This window comes from Pseudomonas cucumis, from assembly GCF_030687935.1.
GTDB classification, from domain to species: domain Bacteria; phylum Pseudomonadota; class Gammaproteobacteria; order Pseudomonadales; family Pseudomonadaceae; genus Aquipseudomonas; species Aquipseudomonas cucumis.
The window spans coordinates 4,214,020-4,236,768 of the sequence record NZ_CP117454.1; the positions used below are offsets into that span (position 1 = coordinate 4,214,020).

The following is a 22,749-nucleotide window of genomic DNA, read 5'->3' on the forward strand; positions in this document are numbered from 1 at the left end:
CTGACAGAGCTGAACATCACTGTGGAAATCTTCAAAGAATTTACCTTCGAATCCGCCCACCGCCTGCCCCACGTGCCGGACGGCCACAAGTGCGGTCGCCTGCACGGTCACTCGTTCAAAGTAGCGATTCACCTGAGCGGCGACCTTGATCCGCACACGGGCTGGATCCGTGACTTCTCGGAAATCAAGGCGATCTTCAAGCCGCTTTACGAGCGCCTGGACCACAACTACCTGAACGACATTCCTGGCCTGGAAAACCCGACTAGCGAAGTGCTGGCCAAGTGGATCTGGAATGAATTGAAACCCCTGCTGCCGGAACTCAGCGCGATTCGTATCCACGAGACCTGCACCAGCGGTTGCATCTATCGCGGTGAATAAGCCGACCCCAAGCACAACATAAATCCCTGTGGGAGCTGGCTTGCCTGCGATGGCATCAACTCGGTTCGACGTTAAACCGAGCCGTCTGCATCGCGGGCAAGCCCGACTCCCACACAAGCCCGACCACACAAGAAATGCGTTTCGTCAGTGAATAGAGAAACAGCCTTCAATGGCTGTTTTTTTATGCCTATGCTTCTTGGCTCGCACATGCCAAGAGGACGTATCCATGGCTGACTGGCCGCTGGCTCAGACCTATCGCTTCAACGGGCACTCCGTGCGCTACGCCGTACGTGGCGACGGTCCGCCGCTGGTGTTCGTGCATGGCACGCCCTTCTCTTCTTATGTGTGGCACAGGATTGCGCCGCACTTCATCACCACGCACCGGGTGCACTACTTCGATCTGCTGGGTTACGGGCAATCCACGCAGCCGGACGGCGATGTGTCGCTGGGCGTACAAAACCAACTGTTGGCGCAATTGCTGGAGCACTGGGGCCTGGAACGGCCAGACGTGGTGGCCCACGATTTCGGCGGCGCCACTGCGTTGCGCGCGCACCTGCTGAACCGCAAGGATTACCGCAGCCTGACGCTGATCGATCCGGTGGCGCTGTCGCCCTGGGGTTCGCCGTTCGTGCAGCATGTGCGTCAACATGAAGCAGCGTTCAGTGGACTGCCCGATTACATTCAGCAGGCGATTGTGCCGGCCTATATTCGCGGCGCGATCAAGCGCAAGATTCCCGATCATGAGCTGGCGCCTTACGTGCGGCCGTGGCTCGGGGAGCCGGGGCAAGCGGCGCTCTATCGGCAGATCGCGCAGATGGATGAACGTTATACCCGCGAAGTCGAAGAGCTGTACCCGACGGTCCGTTGCCCGGTGCAGATTCTTTGGGGGGAAGACGATCAGTGGATTCCCATCGAGCGCGGCCGGGCGCTGCATCAGATGATTGCCGGATCGCAGTTTCACGCCATTGCCAATGCCGGGCATCTGGTGCAAGAAGATGCGCCGGAGGCAATTGTGGCAGCGATATTGCGGTTTTTGCCGTTGGCAGGGTGATTAAAAATCAAAAGACCGCTGCCTTCGGCAACTCCTACAGGGATCGGTGCAGGAGCTGCCGAAGGCTGCGATCCTGGCAACTTCAGCAACGCCACAAATGTTCCAATTTGACTCAACCCCGCACCGCTTTCGAGCCCTCCTCGGGCCAAATCCGCCTGCTCGTCTATAAATTACAACACCCTCGCGCCATTGGCACGAGCACTGCAACACCCCCGCGTCCTCCATCCAGCAAGGAACGCCACATGACGCAGAACGATCCGGGCAACGATTACCCCCTCAGCGAAGTCCCGATGCATGCCCGCAAAGGGCTCGCCTCCACCGCCATGGTGCTACTGGGTTTTACCTTCTTCACCGCGACCATGTTTGCCGGCGGCAAGCTCGGTGTGGCGTTCAGTTTCGGCGAGATGATGGCAGTGATTATCGTCGGCAATCTGCTGCTGGGGATCTACGCCGCGGGGCTGGGCTACATCGCCTTCAAGAGCGGCCTCAACTCGGTGCTGATGGGACGTTTCTGCTTCGGTGAAGTGGGCAGCAAACTCAGCGACCTGATCCTCGGTTTCACCCAGATCGGCTGGTACGCCTGGGGCACCGCGACGGCGGCTGTGGTGCTGGGCAAGTATTTCGAACTGAGCGAGGGCACCGTTCTGGGGCTAATGGTGCTGTTCGGCCTGGGCTTCTGCGCCACGGCTTACATCGGCTATCGCGGGCTGGAGATTCTGTCGTACATCGCCGTGCCCGCCATGATGTTGCTGCTGATGCTGTCGATGTGGGTCGCCACGGTGAAGGTCGGCGGGCTCGACGGTTTGCTCGCGGTAGTCCCGACGGGAACCCTGGATTGGTCGACCGCGATTACCCTGGTGTTCGGCACGTTCGTCAGCGGTGCGACGCAAGCAACCAACTGGACACGCTTCTCCCGTTCGGCGCGGGTGGCGGTGCTGGCGAGCCTGATCGGCTTTTTCGTCGGCAACGGCCTGATGGTGTTGATCGGGGCCTACGGCGCCATCGTCTATCAGCAGCCGGATGTGGTTGAAGTGCTGCTGTTGCAAGGCTTCGCCATGGCCGCGATGGCGATGTTGCTGCTTAATATCTGGAGCACTCAGGACAACACCATCTATAACTTCGCCGTCGCCGGCTGCAACCTGCTGCGCACCGGCCGGCGCAGAACCGTGACCCTGGCCGGTGCGGTGATCGGCACGCTGCTGGCGCTGCTGGGCATGTATGACATGCTGGTGCCTTACCTGATTCTGCTGGGCACTGTCATTCCGCCGATTGGCGGGGTGATCATGGCGGACTTTTTCTTTCGCTATCGGGGCCACTACCCGCGCTTGGCCGACACACGGCTGCCCGCGTTCAACTGGCCGGGGCTGAGCGCTTATGCAGTCGGCACAGTCGCCGCCTTCAGCTCGCCGTGGGTCGCGCCGCTGGTAGGGATTGCCGCTGCCGCGCTAACGTATGTGCTATTGACCGGGGTACTGGGTGCCCGTACCGCCGAAGCACCACTACAAGATCTCTAAAAGGATTCGCCTGATGCACATCATCAACGCCCGCCTGCGCAACCAAGAAGGCCTGCATGAGTTGCACCTGGAAAACGGCCTGATTCACAGCATTGCCCGGCAAACCGAAGCCCCGTCCCTGGGGCCTGACGACCTGGACGCCGGCGGCAATCTGGTGGTGCCGCCCTTCGTCGAGCCGCACATTCACCTCGACGCCACCCTGACCGCCGGCGAGCCGCGCTGGAACATGAGCGGCACGCTGTTCGAAGGCATCGAGTGCTGGGGCGAGCGCAAGGCAACGATCACCCAGGAAGACACCAAGACCCGCGCCAAGAAGACCATCCAGACCCTCGCTGCCCATGGCATTCAGCATGTGCGCACCCACGTCGACGTCACTGACCCGGAGCTGACAGCGCTCAAGGCAATGCTCGAAGTCCGCGAGGAAAGCCGTCACCTGATCGACCTGCAAATCGTCGCGTTCCCTCAGGAGGGCATCGAGTCGTACCGCAACGGTCGAGAGCTGATGGAAGAAGCGATCCGCCTGGGCGCCGATGTGGTCGGGGGCATTCCGCATTTCGAATACACCCGGGATCAGGGCGTGAGTTCAGTGAAATTCCTGATGGACCTGGCCGAGCGCACCGGGTGTCTGGTGGACGTGCATTGCGATGAAACCGATGACCCGCATTCACGCTTCCTTGAAGTGCTGGCCGAAGAGGCCCGCAGCCGCGACATGGGTTCGCGCGTCGCCGCCAGCCACACCACGGCCATGGGCTCCTACGACAACGCCTACTGCGCCAAACTCTTTCGGCTGCTCGGGCATTCGGGGATCAGCTTTGTCTCCTGCCCGACCGAAAGCATTCACCTGCAAGGGCGCTTCGACAACTTCCCGAAACGCCGCGGCGTGACGCGGGTGAATGAGTTGCTCGAAGCGGGGATGAATGTGTGTTTCGGTCAGGACTCGATTGTCGATCCGTGGTATCCGCTGGGCAACGGCAACATTTTGCGGGTGCTCGAAGCCGGGCTGCATATCTGCCACATGCTCGGTTATCGAAATCTGCAGAGCGCGCTGGATCTGGTGACCGACAACAGTGCCAAGGCCATGAACCTGGGCGATCGCTATGGGCTGGAACAAGGGCGACCGGCAAATCTGCTGATTCTGTCGGCAGACAGTGATTATGAGGTGATTCGTAGTCAGGGTTTGCCGCTGTATTCGATTCGTGGGGGCAAGGTGTTGATGAAGCGGCAGATGCCGGTGGTGGAATGGGCCGATCGGCTCTGAATTTTCGTTGACAGAGCGGGCGTCATCGCGGGCAAGCCCGCTCCCACAAGGATCACGCTGAACCTGTGGGAGCGGGCTTGCCCGCGATGGCGATCTTGACTTCACCCCATCAACCGCGCCGTACCAAACAACCTGACCCGGCTCAATTCGCCGCCCCGCTCTTCCAGCAGAATCGGCGCGGTGCCGCCGGGCATGACCACCTTCACTTCCCCCGCCGCCGCCCAACCCACGCGCCACGCCGCACACGCCACCGCACTGGCGCTGGTGCCTGACGAGGCGGTCGGCCCTTCGCCGCGCTCGAACACCCGCGCAACGATTCGCCCCTCGGATTCAAGCATCGCCCATTGCAGGTTCACCCCTGCCACACACGGCTGCCCTGCCCCGGTCGGCATGGCATAGGCGATGCGGGTCAATGATTCGGCCAATCCTGACTCACGCATCTGCGCGTTACTCGGTAACGCATCGACGCCGGTCACCAACGTCACGCAATGGGGATTACCGATGCGCACGAACTGGCTGTGGTTCCAGGCTGGGTCGAGCGCCGACAACGGCGGCACATGACTGACTTCGCGCCCCTTCAACATCACGGGTTCAACCCCTTGCGCAGCCACCGCTTCAGGCCCGAACGATGGCTGCCCCAGGTCCAGCCAGAACCCTTGCACGCCATCGATTTCAGCGGGCTTCACTGAAGTCCCCACCGGAGAAACCGCATCGCTCTTGTCGTGATGAACCCGGAGCTGGCAGGCCTCTTCCTTCGGTATCAGCCCCTGCTCGCTGAGAGCCTGGGAAAAAATCGTCAGGCCATTGCCACTGCGCTCGGCCAGGGTGCCGTCGGTGTTGACGATCAACAGGTCAAAAGGCGGCGACGATTGAAACGGCCCCACTAGCAGGCCATCGCAGCGATGCGCCTTGCTGCCGGGCGGTTGTGTACCTGGGGCCCAAGCGCAGAACGCCTCGATGGCCAACATTGCCCAGGCCTCACGGGTCTGCGCGGCATGGCTGGCCAGCACAGGCAAATCGACACCGCTACCGCGCACGTTGTCTGGCGTCACGACCGCATAGATATTCCCTCGAGCATCGTACATCCGCGTCATGGCGCCCCCTCTATGAACAATTGATACGTCGACGATATCGCGAAACAGCGGCTGGCTGTGCAAGGATGTCACCTGCCTGACTGCGACCCACCCGGACGAGGTGATCGAACCCTTTGCGGTTGTTCACTGTCCGTTGGGGATGCGACGTTTTTTGCCAAGGATCGATATGACTAACCTCAACACCCAAGCCACCTTCGTCCCCGGACGTCTGGAACAGATGTCCACCCGCATCGCCTTTTTCATCGCAGGTGTCGGCATCGCGGCCTGGGCGCCGCTGGTGCCTTACGCCAAGGCGCGGGCCGGGCTGGATGAAGGAACCCTTGGGCTGTTGCTGCTGTGCTTGGGGGTGGGCTCGATTCTGGCGATGCCCATGGCCGGGATTCTGGCTTCGCGTTTCGGCTGCCGTCGGGTGTTGAGCGGCGGGACTTTGTTGATCTGTGCGGCACTGCCGCTGTTGGCGACGGTGTCTACGATTCCGGCATTGATCGCCGCGTTGTTCATGTTCGGCGCGGGCCTGGGCACGGTGGATTCGACGGTGAACCTGCAAGCGGTGATCGTCGAACGGGCCAGCGGCAAGACCATGATGTCGGGGTTTCATGGGTTGTTCAGCCTTGGCGGAATCGTCGGTGCTGCGGGTGTCAGCGCCTTGCTCGGTTTGGGGATGTCACCGCTGGGGGCGATGCTGGTGGTGATCGTGCTGCTGGTGGTGGCGTTGCTCAAGGCCGCGCCGCATCTGTTGCCCTATGGCAGCGAAAGCTCCGGCCCGGCGTTCGCCGTTCCTCATGGCATCGTGCTGTTTATCGGCGGGATGTGTTTCATCGTGTTCTTGGCCGAAGGCGCGGCGCTCGACTGGAGCGCGGTGTTCCTGGCGCAGGAGCGCGGGATCGACACGGCGTATGCAGGGCTGGGTTATGCCGCGTTTGCGCTGACCATGACCGTCGGACGTTTGACCGGCGATGCGATTGTCCGGCGCCTCGGTGCGACACGAGTGATTGTGTTTGGTGGATTGACGGCCGCGGCGGGCCTGGCACTGGCGACATTCGCACCGAGCTGGGAAGCTGCACTGGTGGGGTATGCGCTGCTGGGGGCTGGCTGTTCGAACATTGTGCCGGTGCTCTATACCGCCGTGGGCAAACAGACCGTCATGCCGGAGAGCATTGCCGTACCGGCCATTACCACCCTGGGTTATGCAGGGATTCTCGCCGGGCCTGCAGTGATCGGCTTTATCGCCCATGGCAGCAGTTTGAGTTTTGCCTTTGGGTTGATGGCGGTGTTGCTGGTGGCGGTGGCGATTGGCGGGAAGGTGTTGAAAGTTTAAAAGCATCGCGGGCAAGCCCGCGATGAAGTTAACTCGGTCGATCAGAACCCGACGCTGGCCTGCACAAAGAACGTACGCGGTGCGCCGACGTACATCCCCGAGTTGTTGTCGCTGGAGCGGGTGAAGTACTGCTTGTCGAAAATGTTCTTCACTCCCGCCCCGACTTTCAGGTTCGACAGTTGCGAACCAAAGTCATACCCCCCACGCACGTTCCAGGTGACGTAACCCGGGATGTCGCCGTATTGGCCGTCCGCGCTGCCTTCGGTGATGTAGTTGCCACTGAAACTGCCATCTGCGTTCACCGCGGTGCCCGGCGAGCGCTGTTTGGATTGGGCAAAGGCATCGAGGTTGTAGGTCCAGCGGTTGACGTCGTAACGCAGGCCGGCGGTCGCCACCTGACGCGAGTAGAACGGTAGGTCACGGCCCTTGAAGCCTGGGATCTCACCTTCATAAACCGCGCGAGTGTAGGTGAAACCGGCGTTGGCGGTCAGACCGTCGAGCCGTGGGTCCAGCGCCGCCATGTCGTAGTGCACCGAGGCTTCAAGGCCCTGGTGCGTGGTGGCGCCGAGGTTGGTCCAGCCCACATCGTTGCTGATGTATTGCAATTCTTTATCGAAGTCGATGTAGAACAGCGTCACTTCCCCGCCCCACACATCATCGTTGTAGCGCGTACCGATCTCGTAGGTCTTGGCCTTTTCCGGGTTCAGGCCGTTGGCGGTGCTGTCACCCGAACCACCCTGACCGAGCTGGAAATATTGCAGGCTACCAAACGAGGTTTCGTAGTTGGCGAACAACTTCCAGGCCTCGGACAGGTGATACATCACGCTCAGCGCCGGCAACGGCTCATTGCTGTCGATGCTGCGACGTTTTTCCTGCACAGGTCTGCCGGCGGTATCGAGAACCGGCCGGTCGTGCCATTCGGTGCTGATGCTTTCAAAACGGATGCCGGGGGTCACGGTCCAGTTGCCGACATCGATCTTGTCATCGATGTAAACGGCGTGGGCTTCGGTGCCCCCGGTGCGATCCTGGAACACATGGCCATCGGAGGTTCTGGTGACCACTGGCTGATTGTTCACCAGCGCCAGACGGCTCGCCTCTTCATGCATGCCTTCTTTCAGGTAGCGATAACCGACGCTGGCTTCCTGAGTGGTCGGGCCCAGATCGAACACATGGGACACCCGAGGCTCGATGCCGAAGGTGTAGTAAGTGCGCGGATAAGAGCTGAGGGTTTTCTGGTCGCGCGCGGCGATGGTGCTGCCACGGAAACTGTCGGAATAGTAAGTCAGCACTTCGGCCTGGGTGCGGTCGTCGATCTGCCGAATCCACTTGAAGGACACGTCTTTGCGGCGGCCGCTGAAGTTGTCGTGGTCGCGGTCGGACTGGAACGGATCGGCATCGTACTGCTTTTGCGTCAGGCCGCCGGGCATGTCGGCGCTGGCGTCGTAGTAATGGAAATTGAGGCTGAAATCGTCCTGATCGGTAGGCGCCCAATGGGTCTTGAGGATCACGTCGTCGATGTCATTGCTGTTGTTGCTTTTGCGATAACCGTCACCGTTCACGCCGGAATACAACAGCGCCACGCCCATGCCGTTATCGGCGGTGCCACCGAGAAACGCGGTGTCGATGTGCTTCCAGCCACCGCGCTGGGTGGTTTCCAGGGTGGTGCCGATTTCGCCCGTGGCTTTCTCCGGAATCGCGCGGGTGACGAAGTTGATCACGCCACCGACGTTCTGCGGCCCATAACGCACGGAACCGGCGCCGCGCACCACGTCGATGCTGTCGAGGTTACCGGAGGAAATCGGCGCCATGGACAGCTGCGGTTGGCCATAAGGGGCGAAGGCGGCCGGCACGCCGTCGATCAGCACGGTGGAGCGTGGCGACAGGCGCGAGGTCAGGCCGCGCACGCCGACGTTCAGGGAAATGTCGCTGCCACCGGTGCCGTTGGCGTCCTGCACTTGCACACCGGGGACGCGACGCAATACGTCGCCGACGTTCATGGAGCCCTGCTCGACCATGGCTTCACGACGGATCACCGTACGCGCGCCAGGATGGTTTTGCACCACGGCAGCATCGGCATCACCGAGCCAGTCGCCAACCACTTTGATGTCGGTCACGCCCAGTTCCAGCGGGCCATTGGCGGCGGAAGTCGGGGCTGGCATCAGGGTCACCGAGCCTTCATCGATCTGATATTCCAGACCGCTGCCTTGCAGCAATTGGCGCAAAGCCTGTTCCGGCGAGAGGTTGCCATCGACCGCCGGGGCCTGTTTGCCCGCCACCAGTTCCGGGCTGAAAAAAACCTGCAGCGAGGTTTGCTGGCCCAACTGACTCAAGGCCTGACCCAGCGGCTGCGCCTGAATATGAATGGCGTCGGCAGCGAACGCCTGGGGCAGCGCCGAGCTGACCGCCAGGGCAAGAGCAAGGGGCAGCCAGGATGATTTGTTATTTTTAGCGGTGGTTTTCTTCACGTCGAACATTGTCCTGTGGATCGCAAGAGTGTGCGGCTGTTAATGCAAACCAGTTGCAGTTGGACAAGTAGACGAAGAACTCGAAAAAAACCTGAATCTATCGGGCAATTATTTCCTGACTGCCGTCATCGAGGGTGCGGATGGCCACCGGCAGAATGCTCGGCAAGGCCTTGAGCAGTGCGTCGGTGTTGTCGGACTTGAACACGCTGGTCAGGCGCAGATTGCCCACTTTGGCGCTGCCGACCGTCAGCGGTTTTTCACGATAGCGCGACACTTCTTCAGCCACTTCGCTGAGGCTGGCGTTGTTGAACACCAGTTTGCCGCTGCGCCATGCGGTCAGTTCTGCAGGGTTAACCGTATAGGCGGCGGCCACTTTCCCCCGGGCATTGACGCGAGTGCCGAGGCCGGCGGTGAGGCTGATGAAATCGGCGTCGTTACCTTGAACCTTGACCGTGCCCTGTTCTACTACGACGCGGGTTTCGGCGCTGTCGCGACGCACGTCGAAACGGGTACCGGTGACTGTCACTTTGCCGCTGCCCGCCTCGACCACAAACGGTCGGTTGCTGTCGTGCTCGACGCTGAACATTGCCTCGCCTTGCGTCAACTCGATGCCGCGACGGTCCTTTTCATAGCGCACCTGCACCCGGCTGCGGCTGTTCAGATCGATCACCGAGCCGTCCGGCAACGCCACATGACGACGCTCGCCAAGGGCCGTGGAATATTCAGCCGTGTAGGTCGCCGGTTGATTCAAGCCACTGAACAACCCCAGGCCAAGCGCCACCGCCAACACACTCGCGGCCACTGCATAACGCATCAGCGGATGACGTGTGCGGCGTGCCGGCGGGGTTTCGCACAACGCGCGCAGACACTTGGCCGGCAGCAGATCGGCCGCCGCCCACAGGCTCTGGAGCATTTGATATTCGTCGCGATGCTGAGGGTGTTCGTCCAGCCAGATCTCGAAGCGCCTCTGCTCTTCGGCGTTGACGGCAGGCTCCTGCAAACGCACAAACCACCGCGCCGCGTCGTCGCGAACCGTTGTTTGCCCGCACGCACAATCACGAGTATCCATCATGGAAAGTCCTGTTGGGCTGGGGATGAAAAGGCGCGGCAAATCATGGCTGTAACCCGTCCAGGCGATCACGCAAATGCCGCAGGGTGCGGATCATATACTTTTCCACCATGTTCTTGGACAGCCCCAGGCGTTCGGCGATTTCGGCCTGGGTCAGGCCTTCGATCTTCTGCCAGACGAACACCTTGCGGCAGTTGACCGGCAACTCGGTGAGCGCCCGTTCGATGGAATCCGCCAACTGGATCGCGTGCATGAAATGCTCCGGGTCGCCGGACGACGACACACTGTGATCGATTGCCGCCGACTCCATGGCGCCCCGCCGATCCTCACGCCGATAACCGTCCACCGCAATGTTGCGCGCGGTCTGGTGCAAATACGCCCGAGGTTGTTGCACCGCCGCCGAATCGGACTCAAGCACCCGCACGAAGGTGTCATGGGCCAGGTCCTCGGCCTGCTGACGATTTCTCAGACGACGGGTCCAGGTGCCGATCAACTCTTCGTAATGCTCGAAAAAGCCGTGTCTGCGGGGCAGCTTGGGGGTCATTGCGGTGTGCTGTGGAGAGGAGGCGTGAATAGTAATGCTTCCTATTAACTGGAAGCAATGGATTCCCTCGATCCCCGGTGTTGTGGCCCGTCGAAAGACTGGATGCAACGTTGAACCAGAATCAAAAACCGAGAACGGGCGGCCAAAGCGTTCGATAAAGAAGTCCGCCATACATGCTGCAACTCATAGCCAACCTGACGACCGGCAGCAGAAACCCATTGCCACACAATATTACCCACGTCATATTATACCTGTAATAAAGCATCGTTTCTTACAGGTATTTCTCCATGACCAGCATGCCCAGCCTTGAACCCGACCTTGCTGTCGCGGTAAACACACCCAAGCCTCCCCTGCTTAAAAGGCTGATGCTGCTGACAGCGGCCATCGCGACCCTGGTGTTCATCGGTCTGTACGCAGCTCATTGGTGGACCGCCGGGCGCTTCATCGAAGAAACCGACGACGCCTACATCGGCGGCGACGTCACGGTGATCGGGCCGAAAGTCGCGGGGTATATCGAGGAGGTGCTGGTCACCGACAACCAGAAGGTCAAGGCCGGCGATGTGTTGATTCGGCTCGACGCCCGTGACTATCGCGCCAACCTGGCCAAGGCAGAAGGTGCGGTGGCTGCCGAAGAGGCGTTACTCGCCAACCTCGATGCCACCGAACAACTGCAACACGCGGTGATCGGCCAGGCCCGCGCCGGCATCGATGCCGCGGGCGCCGAAACCGCGCGCTCGCGGGACGATAACGCCCGCTACAAACGCCTGGTGAACAGCAATGCTGTCTCGGTGGAAAGCGCGCAACGGGCCGACGCTACCTTCAAGACTGCACAGGCGCAGAGTGCCCGGGCCCAAGCCGAACTGCTGGCCGCGCAACGCCAATTGAACGTGATTGAAACCCAAAAACAGCAAGCGCGCGCCGCGTTGATCCAGGCACGGGCCGAGCGTGATCTGGCGCAATTGAACGTCGGTTACACCGAGTTGAAAGCCCCCGTCGACGGCGTGATCGGTAATCGTCGGGCACGGGTCGGCGCTTACGCCCAGGCCGGTTCGCAGCTGTTGTCGGTGGTGCCGGCCAGCGGGCTGTGGGTCGATGCCAACTTCAAGGAAGATCAGCTGTCGCGGATGACGCCGGGCCAGCGCGTGATCGTTCATGCGGACGTGCTCAAGGGGCGTGAATTCCACGGTCATCTGGACAGCCTCGCGCCGGCCAGTGGTTCGCAGTTCAGCGTGCTGCCACCGGAAAACGCCACCGGCAATTTCACCAAAATCGTCCAGCGGGTGCCGGTGCGGATCCTGCTCGATCCCGCTGACGGCGTACTCGGCCATCTGCGTCCCGGTCTGTCGGTGACTGCCGAAGTGGACACCCGCGCCGAACCTGAAACCCCGACCGTGGCCAGCGCACCATGAGTCGCGCCCTCGCCGCCCCCGCGCAGCCGTTCGACGCCGCCAACATGGCAACGGCGACCAAGGTGTTCGCCTTCGCCACGATGTGCATCGGCATGTTCATTGCGCTGCTGGACATTCAAATCGTCTCGGCGTCGCTGCGTGACATCGGCGGCGGGCTCTCGGCCGGCACTGACGAAACCGCGTGGGTACAGACCAGTTACCTGATCGCCGAAATCATCGTGATTCCGCTGTCGGGCTGGCTGTCCCGGGTGTTCTCGACCCGTTGGTTGTTCTGCGCCTCGGCGGTGGGCTTCACCCTGGCCAGCCTGCTCTGCGGCGCGGCGTGGAACATCCAGAGCATGATCGTCTTTCGCGCCTTGCAAGGATTTCTCGGCGGTTCGATGATCCCGCTGGTGTTCACCACCGCGTTCTTTTTCTTCACCGGTAAACAACGGGTGATCGCCGCCGCGACCATCGGCGCCGTGGCCTCGCTGGCACCGACGCTGGGGCCGGTGATCGGTGGCTGGATCACGGACATTTCATCCTGGCACTGGCTGTTCTACATCAATCTGGTGCCGGGGATTTTCGTTGCGGTGGCGGTGCCGATGCTGGTGAAAATCGACCAGCCGGAACTGTCCCTGCTCAAGGGCGCCGACTATCTGAGCATGCTGTTCATGGCGGTGTTTCTCGGTTGCCTGCAATACACCCTCGAAGAAGGCCCGCGCTTCAACTGGTTCAGCGACAGCACGATTCTGACCACCGCCTGGATCAGTGGTCTGGCCGGCTTGGCCTTCATTGGTCGAACCTTGCACGTGGCCAATCCGATCGTCGATCTGCGCGCCTTGAAGGACCGCAACTTCGCCCTCGGCTGCTTTTTTTCGTTCGTCACCGGGATCGGTCTATTCGCGACGATTTACCTGACGCCACTGTTTCTCGGTCGTGTACGTGGCTACGGCGCGCTGGACATCGGCCTGGCGGTTTTTTCCACCGGGGTGTTCCAGATCCTGGCGATTCCGCTGTACGCCTTTCTGGCCAACCGCATCGACCTGCGCTGGGTCATGATGAGCGGCCTTGGGCTGTTTGCCCTGTCGATGTGGGATTTCAGCCCGATCACCCATGACTGGGGGGCCAAAGAATTGATGCTGCCGCAAGCCTTGCGCGGGATCGCTCAACAACTGGCGGTGCCGCCAGCGGTGACCCTGACTCTCGGCGGACTGGCGCCCGCGCGGCTCAAACATGCTTCGGGGTTGTTCAACCTGATGCGCAACCTCGGCGGCGCGATGGGTATCGCCGCGTGCGCCACGATCCTCAATGACCGCACCAACCTGCACTTCACCCGGTTGGCGGAGAACCTCAACAGCACCAACGAAGCGCTGAATCAGTGGCTGTCCCAGGTCGGCAATAACTTCGCCGCTCTAGGCCAGAGCGGTGACATCGGCGTCACCGCCAGCCTGCGTCAGCTATGGCTGCTGACCTACCGCGAAGCGCAGACGCAAACCTACGGCGACGCATTCCTGATGATCATGGTCTGCTTCATCCTCGCCACGGCGATGGTGCCCTTGATGCGCAAGGTACAACCACCGGCCGCGCCGAGCGCTGATGCTCATTGAGCCCGGTCGCTACTTCAAAAAAATCAGGCCTGAGGCATTTTACGAAAACCCACGGCCAGGCGGTTCCAGCTGTTGATGGTGGAAATTGCCACGGTCAGGTCGACCATTTCCTTGGGGCTGAACTCGGTGCTGAGCAGTGCATAGTCTTCGTCCGGGGCATGGGTCAGGCTCAGCTGCGTCAGGGACTCGGTCCAGGCCAGGGCCGCGCGTTCACGGGGGGTGAAGAAGGGTGTTTCACGCCACGCCGACAAGGTGTACAGACGACGCTCGGTTTCGCCATCCTTGCGGGCATCGGCGGTGTGCATGTCGAGGCAGAAGGCGCAGCCGTTGATCTGCGACGCGCGCAGCTTGACCAGTTCGATCAGCGACTTTTCCAGCGGCAGTTTCGAGACGGCGGTTTCCAGGGCGATCATGGCGTTGAGGCCGTCCGGGGAGGCCGTGTAGAAATCGATACGAGGTTGCATGGTGAGCTCCAATCACAGGTGGGATTGGCGCTACGTTAATGCCGACCTGACGTTGAACAAATAGCCAATTATTGGGAAGTTGAGGATGCCAATAGACCAGAAGATTTTCAGTGACTGTTCCGGTTCTTTCGCGAGCTAGCTCGCGAAGGGGCCGGAACAGGCAACCGACACATCAATGGCTACGGCTGCGCAACCACTGCAAAAACCCTTTCTTCTCCACCACCTTGGGTGTTTCCTGAATCAGCGTCTGAGCCGTATGCATCCGGTAATCGAACAACGCCTTCATCGCTTCGCTGATGTCATGACGCGCATCCAGGCACGGCTTGAGGTATTCCTTCTCGATGCGGTAGAGGGTGCAAAAGGTCTTGGCCGAAAAGTCGGCGAGCGCCGATTCATCGGACAGAATACCGGCCTCGCCAATCACCTCACCCGGCCCCATGCGCCCGGCCTCGAACTTTTTGCCACCGCGGCTCAGGGCGACTGACACCACGCCGGATTCGATGATGAACAGGTGATCGCTGACCTCCCCCGCCGGCAGGATCATTTCACCGGCGCGGAAGGTTTGCAGCTTCATGTTCTGGCTGAAGGTTTCTTTCTCTTCCTGACGCAGGGTCGAGAAGATGTTCGAGCTATCCAGCAGCGCCCGCGGGCGTGACAGCGCAACAGGCGCGTTGGGTTCGACGCTCGACAACAGGCTGACACCGGACGCCTGCAAATGCCGGAATGCCAGGTCGAACAACTGATTACGCACCATGCGTTTCTGATCCATGGAGATTACAAAGCCGCTGATTTCGTATTCCATGCCAGCGCTGCCGGAACTTTTCAACGACACACTCGGCGCCGGTTTGGCCAACAGGAAGCGGCAGCCCTGCATGGCCCGCTCCAGTGCATCAATCACCGTTTGCGGACGCGCATGGGGGCTTACTTGCAAGCTGATTGATACCCCGAAAATGTCACTGGGCCGGCTGAAGTTGATGATCTTGGCCTTGGCCGCCAACGAGTTGGGAATCACCGCCATGCTGCCTTGCGCGGTTTGCAGGCGCGTGGCGCGCCAGTCGATGTCGGTGACCCGGCCTTCGGTGCCATCGATGGAGATCCAGTCATCCAGTTGATAGGGTTTTGTAGTGTTCAGGACGATCCCGGAGAACACGTCGCTGAGGGTACTTTGCAAGGCCAGGCCGACGATGATCGCCAACGCACCGGACGTTGCCAGCACGCCCTTGACCGGCAATTCGAGCACGTACGCCAGGGCAGCGATGACTGCGATCAGGAAAATCACCGCGCCGAGCAGATCTTGCAGCAAACGCCCGGTGTGCCCGACCCGTTGCATCATCACCGCACCGATCAACACCGTCAGGGTGCGCGCTGCATACAACCACCAGCCGATCTGCAAACCGGTGGCCGCCAGGTGCAACGGCACATTGTCGACCCAAGGCGCCGGCGCCATGGGATTCAAGCCTTCGTTGAACAGCAGCACGCTGAACAACGAGAAAATCACCAGTCGTACCGCCAGTTTCCAGTTGCTGCCGCTGGCTGTGATCAAACGCCACAACACCAGATCGATCAGGATCAGGATCAGCGCGCTGAGCAACGGGTGATCGGTGAGCAGTGACAGCATCAAGCAACTCCAGCAAGGGTACGGATGGGCACAGTGTAGGAGGATTTGATGTCTTCAGAACAACACAAAACACTGTGGGAGCGGGCTTGCCCGCGATGGCAATTGATCAGTCACTGTGATGTTGACTGATCGACCGCTATCGCGGGCAAGCCCGCTCCCACAAGTTATGTGTGTATGTGCTGCCAGGGTTTACTTGGCGTTGGTCAGGGTGTTGTAGCTGGTCATCAGGTTGCGGTAGTCCGGGATGTGGTTGGAGAACAAAGTCGCCAGGCCTTCCACGTCGTTGCGCCAGTCGCGATGCAGCTCACAGGCCAGGCCGAACCAGGTCATCAGTTGGGCACCGGAGGACGACATGCGATCCCATGCCGATTGACGGGTCAGTTCGTTGAACGTGCCGGAAGCATCGGTCACCACGAACACTTCAAAGCCTTCGGCCAAAGCCGACAGCGCCGGGAATGCCACGCAGACTTCGGTCACCACACCCGCGATGATCAGTTGTTTCTTGCCGGTAGCCTTGATCGCCTTGACGAAGTCTTCGTTGTCCCAGGCATTGATCTGGCCTGGGCGAGCGATGTATGGCGCGTCCGGGAACAGTGCCTTGAGTTCCGGCACCAGTGGGCCATTGGGGCCGGTTTCAAAACTGGTGGTCAGAATCGTTGGCAGCTTGAAGTACTTGGCCAGGTCGGCCAGGGCCAGCACGTTGTTCTTGAAACGGTCCGGATCGATATCGCGCACCAGAGAAAGCAAACCCGCCTGGTGATCGACCAGCAGAACGGCGGCGTTATCTTTGTCGAGACGTTTGTAGGAAGTAGTCATGGGGTAATCCTCGCTTTTTATCGATGCCGAACGGGCCGGCGTAAGTGAACTCTGATTTTTCGTTTAAACGTGGCCAGGCAAGCCCGGTACGCCACAGCGCTACAACAATGATTTCAAACGGGCATCCGGCCGAACTGGCCCGAATGGAAGTCGGCAAAAGCCTGATGAATCTCTTGCTCAGTGTTCATCACGAACGGGCCATGGCCGACGATGGGCTCGTCAATCGGCTCGCCGCTGAGCAACAACACCACGGCGTCGTTATTGGCTTCCAGGCTGAGCTGATCACCGTCGCGTTCGAACAACGCCAACTGCCCTTCACGCACCAGTTCCAGGCCGTTGACCTGAACCGTGCCGCGCAGCACCACCAGTGCGGTGTTGCGCCCTTCGTGCAGATCCAGGGTCAGCAACTTGCCGGCGTTCAAGCGAACGTCCCATACGTCGATCGGCGTAAAGGTGCGCGCCGGGCCGCTGTGGCCTTCGAATTCACCGGCGATCAAACGCAAGCTGCCCGTGTTGTTCTTCAGTGGGATGTTCGGGATGTCACCGTCGAGAATCGTCTGGTAACCGGGCTCGGCCATCTTGTCCCTGGCCGGCAGGTTGACCCACAGCTGCACCATTTCCAGGGTGCCGCCGCTCTTGGCGAAATCTTCGGAGTGGAACTCTTCATGAACAATCCCCGAGGCCGCGGTCATCCATTGCACGTCGCCGGGGCCGATCTTGCCGCCGCTACCGGTGGAGTCGCGGTGTTCCACTTCGCCCTTGTAAACAATAGTCACGGTTTCGAAACCACGGTGCGGATGCTGACCAACACCACGACGCTCGGTGGTCGGGGTGAATTCAGCGGGCCCTGCGTGATCCAGTAGCAGAAACGGGCTGATGTGTTTGCCCAGGTTGTCGTAGGAAAACAGCGTGCGAACCGGAAAACCGTCGCCGACCCAATGGGTTCGTGGGCTGGTGTAGACACCGATGATGTTCTTCATCTTTTCCTCCAATCTGTTGTGTAACGCGATGGACAAAGCTTAAAACCGGAGCCTTTGGTGCGCTAGACTGCAAAAATCAGCCTTATCGTTCTATTTGGAGAACGATGGTGGAAGACCTCAACACCCTGTACTACTTCACCCAAGTGGTGGAGCATCGCGGTTTCGCCCCGGCCGGGCGGGCGCTGGACATGCCCAAATCCAAGCTCAGCCGACGCATTGCCGAGCTCGAAGAACGCCTCGGCGTGCGCCTGCTGCACCGCACCAGCCGGCATTGCTCGTTGACCGAAATCGGCCAGGCCTATTACCAGCGCTGCCTGGCCATGCGGGTGGAAGCCGAAAGCGCCGCCGAACTGATCGAACGCAATCGCTCCGAACCCCAGGGCCTGGTGCGCATCAGTTGCCCGACGGCGCTGCTGAATTCCTGGGTCGGGCCGATGCTGACCCGCTACATGCTCAAATACCCGCTGGTGGAGTTGTTTATCGAAAGCACCAACCGCCGGGTCGACCTGATTCACGAAGGGTTCGATATCGCTCTGCGCGTGCGCTTTCCACCGCTGGAAAACACCGACATGGTGATGAAGGTGCTGGGCAACAGCACCCAATGCCTGGTGGGCATTCCGGCGTTTTTGCAGCGCTTGTCGTCACCGGCCACGCCGGCTGATCTCAGCGGTCTGCCGAGCGTGCATTGGGGTGGCGCGCAGCGTGAATATCAGTGGGAATTGTTTGGTGCCGACGGTGCCAGCGCGCTGATTCGTCATACCCCTCGCATGGTCACCGACGACTTGCTGGCCTTACGTCACGCGGTGCTCGCCGGCATCGGCATCGCCCATTTGCCGAGTGTGGTGGTGCGTGATGACATTGCTGCCGGTCGACTGGTGGAACTGGTGCCGGGCTGGACACCCAAGTGCGGGATCGTGCATGCGATCTTCCCGTCACGACGCGGATTGTTGCCGTCGGTGCGGGCCTTGATCGACTTTCTGGGCGAGGAATTCAGTCATAGTGATATTGCTTAAGAGCTGCGATCTTTTGCGCTTAGCAATTCTCCATTCATGACTTTCGGTAAACAGTGCTTTGCCGATCCAGCGGTTTTTCTCAAGGATTCAGCCGGGGATACTCCCGCTCATTCCCATTGCAACTCCTGGAGTCATTGATGCCTATTCCCGCATTCGGTCTTGGTACGTTTCGCCTGCAAGGCCAGGTGGTCATCGATTCGGTGAGCACCGGTCTTGAGCTGGGCTACCGGGTCATCGATACCGCGCAAATCTATGAAAACGAAGCCGAGGTCGGCCAGGCCATCACTGCCAGCGGCATTGCTCGTGAAGAGCTGTTCATCACCAGCAAAATCTGGATCGCCAACTTTGCCAAAGACCGGTTGATCGACAGCCTCAAAGAGAGCCTGAATAAGCTGCAAACCGATTACCTGGACCTGACGCTGATCCACTGGCCGTCGCCGGAAGATCAGGTGCCGGTCGAAGAGTTCATGGGTGCGCTGCTCGAAGCCAAACAACTGGGCCTGACCCGGCAGATCGGGGTGTCCAACTTCACCGTTGACCTGATGCAACAGGCCATTGCCGCCGTCGGTGCCGAGAACATCGCCACCAACCAGATCGAGTTGCACCCGTACCTGCAAAACCGCAAGGTTGTCGAATTCGCCCAAAGCCAAGGCATTCAGATCACCTCTTACATGACCCTGGCCTACGGCGAAGTGCTGAAGGATCCGCTCATCCAGCAGATCGCCGATCGCCTTCAGGCGACACCGGCTCAGGTCACGCTGGCGTGGGCCATGCAGCAGGGGTACGCGGTGATTCCTTCCTCCACCAAACGCGCCAACCTGCAAGGCAATCTGCAAGCCTGCGCCTTGACCCTGAGCGATGCCGACATGGCGCTGATTGCAGGCCTGGATCGCGGCCAGCGCCTGACCAGCCCCAAAGGCATTGCGCCGCAGTGGGATTGAACCTCAGCCTTGGTTCAAATGTTTGTCCAGCGATGACATGGCTTGCTGCAACCGATCGACGGCTTCGTCGAGCAGCGCCGTGTTCTCCTCATCGACGACACGCTCCAGTTGTTCGCAATGCTCGATCAAACGCACCGCCCGGACCATACGCGCACTGCCCTTGATGCGGTGCGCCAGGTCTTGCAGACCTGGGCGATCGCCACTGGCGTGCGCCTGGAGCAGATTGATCCGATCACTGCGGTTTGTCACCGCCAGTTCGCGCACCAAGTGATCAAGCAGCGTGCGGTCCGCACCGACGTATTGCTCCAGCCCACTCAAGTCCATTTCGGGTGTGGGTTGCTCTTCGAGCGTCTCTGGCGCTTGGCTCACAAACCTGGACGCCAGCCATGCGCTCAAATCCGCCAGCCGGATGGGTTTGAACAGGCAGTCGTCCATACCTGCCTCCAGGCAGCGGACTTTTTCCTCGGGCTGCGCATTGGCGGTAAAGCCCAGAATCACCGTCGGCGGCAATCCCTGGGCACGCTCTTCATCGCGGATTGCACCCGCCAGTTCATAACCACTGAGCCCGGGCATATTGCAATCGGTGACCACCAGATCGAACTCATGTTCGCGCCACAGCTCAAGCGCCCGTGCGCCCTCTTCGGCCTCCAGAATACGATGTCCAAGGTGACTCAGTTGCCGTGAAAGCAACAGGCGATTAGGCAGGTGATCGTCAACCACCAGAATCGTCAGTGGCCGCGTCGGCACCTGCAACCCGTACTCCTCGGCCTCAATGGAAGGCAACGCTTGCAATGCGATCAGCTCAAGGTTGATGTCGACCTGTGTGCCTTGTCCGAGGACGCTATCGAGTTGCAACCGGCCGCCCATCATTTCGCACAGGGTGCGACTGATCACCAACCCCAGGCCAGAACCGCTTCGAGCTGACTGCCGGCCGTTATCGGCCTGAATGAACGGGCTGAACAACCGTTGTCGGTCGACGTCGCTGATGCCAATACCGGTGTCTTCAATGCGCACACTGACCGCCAGATGCTCCGGCGTCACGGGTGTCACCCGCAGCGTCAGGCTCACCTCGCCTTCACGGGTGAACTTGATGGCGTTGCTCAGCAGATTGGACAGCACCTGCTTGAAACGGGTGGGGTCGATCAACACATCGCCGTCGCTGTGTTCATCCAGATCGATTCGCCACGCCAGCTCTTTCTGCCGTGCAAGGTCTTCGAAAACCCGACACACCGATTCCACCAGCCGCCGAAGATTGGCGCGTTCAGGTGTCAGGGATAAATGCCCGGACTCGATACGGGCGATGTCCAGAATGTCGCCGATCAGCGCCAGCAATTGTTGTGCGGCACCGGACGCCACCTCGATGGCAAAGCGATCGGTGACGCCTTCGTCCGCACGTTTGAGGGCCAGTTCGAGCATGCCGATCAGGGCATTCATCGGCGTGCGGATCTCATGGCTCATGGTGGCCAGAAAAGTGGTTTTGGCGCGGTTGGCATCGTCGGCCTCGTTCTTGGCATCCTGCAATTGCTGCAACCACTGCTGACGCTGGCGGATCTGTCGGCGCTGCCAGGCAATCCAGCCAAAAGCGAGCAACAGCAAGGCGCCAGCCACGGCAAAGGCCTGAAGAATGCCCTGACGATGGCGCAGCCAATAGCTGTCATCCAGCACCACATCATGACTCCAGCGGGCCACCAGATCGTCCATTTCCTGAGGCGAAATACTCAGCAATGCCTTGTTCAGAATCGAGTGCAACTCCAGCGCGCCACGGTGAGTGGCCAAGGCGATACGGGCAGGTTGATCACCCACGGTGCTGCTGACGCGCAGGCGATCCCGGTAATGCCGGGCAATCAGGTAACGGGCGACGATCAATGAACTGAGCGTCGCCTCAGCCTGCCCCTTGATCACCCATTCCATGCCCTCGGCCGGGCTTTGCGCTTCGACCAGGCGAACCTGCGGCGCCCGGGTCTGTATATATCCGAACAACGGATGGCCACGATAAATTGCCAGGCGTTTACCGGCCAGATCGTCCAGTGTCCTGGGGCTGCCCGTGGTCGTTGCACTGACCAGCACAAATGGATTGCTCAGGTAGGCGCGGGTAAAGAGCAACGCGTCTTCACGCTCGCTACTTGGGGTGACCACAGGTAACAGGTCGATCTCTCCGGCCTGGAGTTGCTCGATTTGCCGGTCCAGTGAGCGGCCGCGTTGTACCTGAAAGGTCAAACCGCTGCGCTGGCTGATCAGCGTCAGCAACTGCGCCGTCAACCCGCTGAGCCGGCCTTGGGCATCGTAGAACGTCAGCGGAGCAAAGTTGTCGATCGCGCCGACAGTGATCGTCGGATGCCGCTCCAGCCAGCGCTGCTCACTGACGCTCAAACGCACCGGCTGCTGGCCCATCGTATTGGCCCTGCCGGCACTCCAGCGCACCTCGATGACCGCGCGCTGTTCCATCGGTATTGCCGCCAGAGCCTTGTCGATGATGCTTTTGAGACGCGGATTGTCCATCGCCAGAGCGAAGCCGAACGGATTGGCATCCAGACCGGAAGGCCCCGCCAGATGGACATTGTTGAGGTAGTTATTGTTGATCAGATAATTGGCGCTGATGAAGTCGCCCAGGTACACATCGTCCGGCCCGAACGCTACTGCTCCGAGCGCATCGAGTGCCGAGGGATAAAGCTGCAAGGTCGCGTCGGGGTAGAAGGCTTCCACAGTCTGGGCCGGCAAATAATCTTCGACCATGGCGATACGTTTGCCGCCAAGATCGACAGGCATTCGCTCGTCCAGTCGAGTGACCAGCATCGGCTGATCTTCGGCATAGGCTCGGGACCGGGTCAGCGCCGGGTCCGCCGCTTCGAAGTTGTTCGATGTCCCGAGCAGATCCAGCTCATGGCGTTTCAGGGCGTCCATGGCGGCTTCACGGGTGGCATAACGCAACACGTCAATCTTGACGTGCAGCAGTTGCCCCAGCAGATCGGCGTAATCGGCCGTGATGCCCTCCAGCTCACCGCGGTGGCGCGTTACTTCGAACGGCGGGTAATCCGCCCCCGTTACACCGACGCGCAAGGCCCGTTTATCGCGTAGCCATTGCCAGTCCCTTTCATCCAGCTTGACCTGAAAACCCTCCACCGTGGAACGACCCAGCAGGTGCAACTGCTGCGGCTCGTCGGCCATCGCCGCAGGCAACTGCGTTAAAAGGCTCAGTGCCAAGACCGACAGAAACAGGCGCATGATCGG

The 22,749-nt window shown here is 60.5% G+C and carries 18 protein-coding genes; 9 read left to right on the plus strand and 9 right to left on the minus strand.

From position 1 onward, the window contains the following. Nucleotides 1–21: 21 nt before the first annotated feature. From queD to codA, 4 genes are all read left to right on the plus strand, one after another. Entirely contained in the window at nucleotides 22–378 is a 357-nt protein-coding gene (gene queD / locus PSH97_RS19150) for a 6-carboxytetrahydropterin synthase QueD (protein WP_003173033.1), read from the plus strand. 226 nt (nucleotides 379–604) lie between these two features. Continuing rightward, a complete protein-coding gene (locus PSH97_RS19155; RefSeq protein ID WP_305446265.1) occupies nucleotides 605–1,429 on the plus strand; it encodes an alpha/beta fold hydrolase in 825 nt (274 codons plus the stop codon). 242 nt (nucleotides 1,430–1,671) lie between these two features. Further along, on the plus strand, nucleotides 1,672–2,943 hold the full coding sequence (gene codB, locus PSH97_RS19160) for a cytosine permease (protein WP_305446266.1): 1,272 nt from the start codon (nucleotides 1,672–1,674) through the stop codon (nucleotides 2,941–2,943). A gap of 13 nt (nucleotides 2,944–2,956) precedes the next feature. Continuing rightward, nucleotides 2,957–4,201: a cytosine deaminase gene (codA, locus tag PSH97_RS19165; RefSeq protein ID WP_305446267.1), complete on the plus strand. Its 1,245-nt coding sequence runs from the start codon at nucleotides 2,957–2,959 to the stop codon at nucleotides 4,199–4,201. 101 nt (nucleotides 4,202–4,302) lie between these two features. On the opposite strand, the gene PSH97_RS19170 is transcribed toward codA, so the two are convergent. Continuing rightward, nucleotides 4,303–5,295: a diaminopimelate epimerase gene (locus PSH97_RS19170; RefSeq protein ID WP_305446268.1), complete on the minus strand. Its 993-nt coding sequence runs from the start codon at nucleotides 5,293–5,295 to the stop codon at nucleotides 4,303–4,305. 166 nt (nucleotides 5,296–5,461) lie between these two features. Here PSH97_RS19170 and PSH97_RS19175 point away from each other — a divergent pair, with 166 nt between their 5' ends. Further along, complete coding sequence (locus PSH97_RS19175) at nucleotides 5,462–6,613, plus strand: MFS transporter (RefSeq protein WP_305446269.1); 1,152 nt, start codon at nucleotides 5,462–5,464, stop codon at nucleotides 6,611–6,613. A 41-nt stretch (nucleotides 6,614–6,654) separates the two neighbouring features. Here PSH97_RS19175 and PSH97_RS19180 read toward each other — a convergent pair whose 3' ends face one another. From PSH97_RS19180 to PSH97_RS19190, 3 genes are all read right to left on the minus strand, one after another. Further along, nucleotides 6,655–9,078, minus strand: coding sequence for a TonB-dependent siderophore receptor (locus PSH97_RS19180; RefSeq protein ID WP_305446270.1), 2,424 nt, complete (start codon nucleotides 9,076–9,078; stop codon nucleotides 6,655–6,657). Nucleotides 9,079–9,175: 97 nt separating this feature from the next. Continuing rightward, nucleotides 9,176–10,150 (minus strand): FecR family protein, encoded by a 975-nt coding sequence (locus PSH97_RS19185; RefSeq protein ID WP_305446271.1) that lies wholly within the window; start codon nucleotides 10,148–10,150, stop codon nucleotides 9,176–9,178. Nucleotides 10,151–10,190: 40 nt separating this feature from the next. Next, nucleotides 10,191–10,691 carry a sigma-70 family RNA polymerase sigma factor gene (locus tag PSH97_RS19190; RefSeq protein WP_305446272.1) on the minus strand — a complete coding sequence of 167 codons (501 nt, stop codon included), beginning with the start codon at nucleotides 10,689–10,691 and terminating at the stop codon, nucleotides 10,191–10,193. A 287-nt stretch (nucleotides 10,692–10,978) separates the two neighbouring features. Between PSH97_RS19190 and PSH97_RS19195 the strand changes: the two genes are divergently transcribed. Together PSH97_RS19195 and PSH97_RS19200 are read left to right on the plus strand one after the other, a co-directional pair. Beyond that, complete coding sequence (locus PSH97_RS19195; protein ID WP_305446273.1) at nucleotides 10,979–12,100, plus strand: HlyD family secretion protein; 1,122 nt, start codon at nucleotides 10,979–10,981, stop codon at nucleotides 12,098–12,100. Beyond that, the gene (locus tag PSH97_RS19200; RefSeq protein ID WP_305446274.1) at nucleotides 12,097–13,689 is read left to right on the plus strand and encodes a DHA2 family efflux MFS transporter permease subunit; all 1,593 of its coding nucleotides are present in this window, start codon (nucleotides 12,097–12,099) and stop codon (nucleotides 13,687–13,689) included. Before PSH97_RS19195 ends, PSH97_RS19200 begins: the two co-directional genes overlap by 4 nt. 23 nt (nucleotides 13,690–13,712) lie before the next feature. Here the strand turns inward: PSH97_RS19200 and PSH97_RS19205 are convergent, their stop codons facing one another. The 4 genes from PSH97_RS19205 to PSH97_RS19220 form a co-directional block, all read right to left on the minus strand. After that, nucleotides 13,713–14,153: a carboxymuconolactone decarboxylase family protein gene (locus PSH97_RS19205; protein WP_305446275.1), complete on the minus strand. Its 441-nt coding sequence runs from the start codon at nucleotides 14,151–14,153 to the stop codon at nucleotides 13,713–13,715. A gap of 172 nt (nucleotides 14,154–14,325) precedes the next feature. Next, nucleotides 14,326–15,771 carry a mechanosensitive ion channel family protein gene (locus tag PSH97_RS19210; RefSeq protein WP_305446276.1) on the minus strand — a complete coding sequence of 482 codons (1,446 nt, stop codon included), beginning with the start codon at nucleotides 15,769–15,771 and terminating at the stop codon, nucleotides 14,326–14,328. Nucleotides 15,772–15,960: 189 nt separating this feature from the next. Then, nucleotides 15,961–16,587 (minus strand): isochorismate family cysteine hydrolase YcaC, encoded by a 627-nt coding sequence (gene ycaC, locus PSH97_RS19215; RefSeq protein ID WP_052963111.1) that lies wholly within the window; start codon nucleotides 16,585–16,587, stop codon nucleotides 15,961–15,963. A gap of 113 nt (nucleotides 16,588–16,700) precedes the next feature. Further along, nucleotides 16,701–17,567 (minus strand): pirin family protein, encoded by an 867-nt coding sequence (locus PSH97_RS19220; RefSeq protein WP_305446277.1) that lies wholly within the window; start codon nucleotides 17,565–17,567, stop codon nucleotides 16,701–16,703. Nucleotides 17,568–17,671: 104 nt separating this feature from the next. Between PSH97_RS19220 and PSH97_RS19225 the strand changes: the two genes are divergently transcribed. Next, a complete protein-coding gene (locus tag PSH97_RS19225; RefSeq protein WP_305446278.1) occupies nucleotides 17,672–18,580 on the plus strand; it encodes a LysR substrate-binding domain-containing protein in 909 nt (302 codons plus the stop codon). A gap of 137 nt (nucleotides 18,581–18,717) precedes the next feature. Further along, nucleotides 18,718–19,521, plus strand: coding sequence for a 2,5-didehydrogluconate reductase DkgB (dkgB, locus tag PSH97_RS19230; RefSeq protein WP_305446279.1), 804 nt, complete (start codon nucleotides 18,718–18,720; stop codon nucleotides 19,519–19,521). A 3-nt stretch (nucleotides 19,522–19,524) separates the two neighbouring features. Here dkgB and PSH97_RS19235 read toward each other — a convergent pair whose 3' ends face one another. Beyond that, entirely contained in the window at nucleotides 19,525–22,743 is a 3,219-nt protein-coding gene (locus tag PSH97_RS19235; protein ID WP_305446280.1) for a transporter substrate-binding domain-containing protein, read from the minus strand. Nucleotides 22,744–22,749: the final 6 nt, after the last annotated feature.

Excerpts from the sequence above, each read along its gene's own strand:
- PSH97_RS19175 (WP_305446269.1), top strand. The coding sequence starts at position 5,462 with ATGACTAACCTCAACACCCAAGCCACCTTCGTCCCCGGACGTCTGGAA.
- PSH97_RS19205 (WP_305446275.1), bottom strand. The coding sequence starts at position 14,153 with ATGCAACCTCGTATCGATTTCTACACGGCCTCCCCGGACGGCCTCAAC.
- PSH97_RS19220 (WP_305446277.1), bottom strand. The coding sequence starts at position 17,567 with ATGAAGAACATCATCGGTGTCTACACCAGCCCACGAACCCATTGGGTC.
- codB (WP_305446266.1), top strand. The coding sequence starts at position 1,672 with ATGACGCAGAACGATCCGGGCAACGATTACCCCCTCAGCGAAGTCCCG.
- PSH97_RS19185 (WP_305446271.1), bottom strand. The coding sequence starts at position 10,150 with ATGATGGATACTCGTGATTGTGCGTGCGGGCAAACAACGGTTCGCGAC.
- PSH97_RS19155 (WP_305446265.1), top strand. The coding sequence starts at position 605 with ATGGCTGACTGGCCGCTGGCTCAGACCTATCGCTTCAACGGGCACTCC.
- ycaC (WP_052963111.1), bottom strand. The coding sequence starts at position 16,587 with ATGACTACTTCCTACAAACGTCTCGACAAAGATAACGCCGCCGTTCTG.
- PSH97_RS19195 (WP_305446273.1), top strand. The coding sequence starts at position 10,979 with ATGACCAGCATGCCCAGCCTTGAACCCGACCTTGCTGTCGCGGTAAAC.
- PSH97_RS19200 (WP_305446274.1), top strand. The coding sequence starts at position 12,097 with ATGAGTCGCGCCCTCGCCGCCCCCGCGCAGCCGTTCGACGCCGCCAAC.
- PSH97_RS19235 (WP_305446280.1), bottom strand. The coding sequence starts at position 22,743 with ATGCGCCTGTTTCTGTCGGTCTTGGCACTGAGCCTTTTAACGCAGTTG.
- PSH97_RS19190 (WP_305446272.1), bottom strand. The coding sequence starts at position 10,691 with ATGACCCCCAAGCTGCCCCGCAGACACGGCTTTTTCGAGCATTACGAA.
- codA (WP_305446267.1), top strand. The coding sequence starts at position 2,957 with ATGCACATCATCAACGCCCGCCTGCGCAACCAAGAAGGCCTGCATGAG.
- PSH97_RS19225 (WP_305446278.1), top strand. The coding sequence starts at position 17,672 with ATGGTGGAAGACCTCAACACCCTGTACTACTTCACCCAAGTGGTGGAG.
- dkgB (WP_305446279.1), top strand. The coding sequence starts at position 18,718 with ATGCCTATTCCCGCATTCGGTCTTGGTACGTTTCGCCTGCAAGGCCAG.
- PSH97_RS19210 (WP_305446276.1), bottom strand. The coding sequence starts at position 15,771 with ATGCTGTCACTGCTCACCGATCACCCGTTGCTCAGCGCGCTGATCCTG.
- PSH97_RS19170 (WP_305446268.1), bottom strand. The coding sequence starts at position 5,295 with ATGACGCGGATGTACGATGCTCGAGGGAATATCTATGCGGTCGTGACG.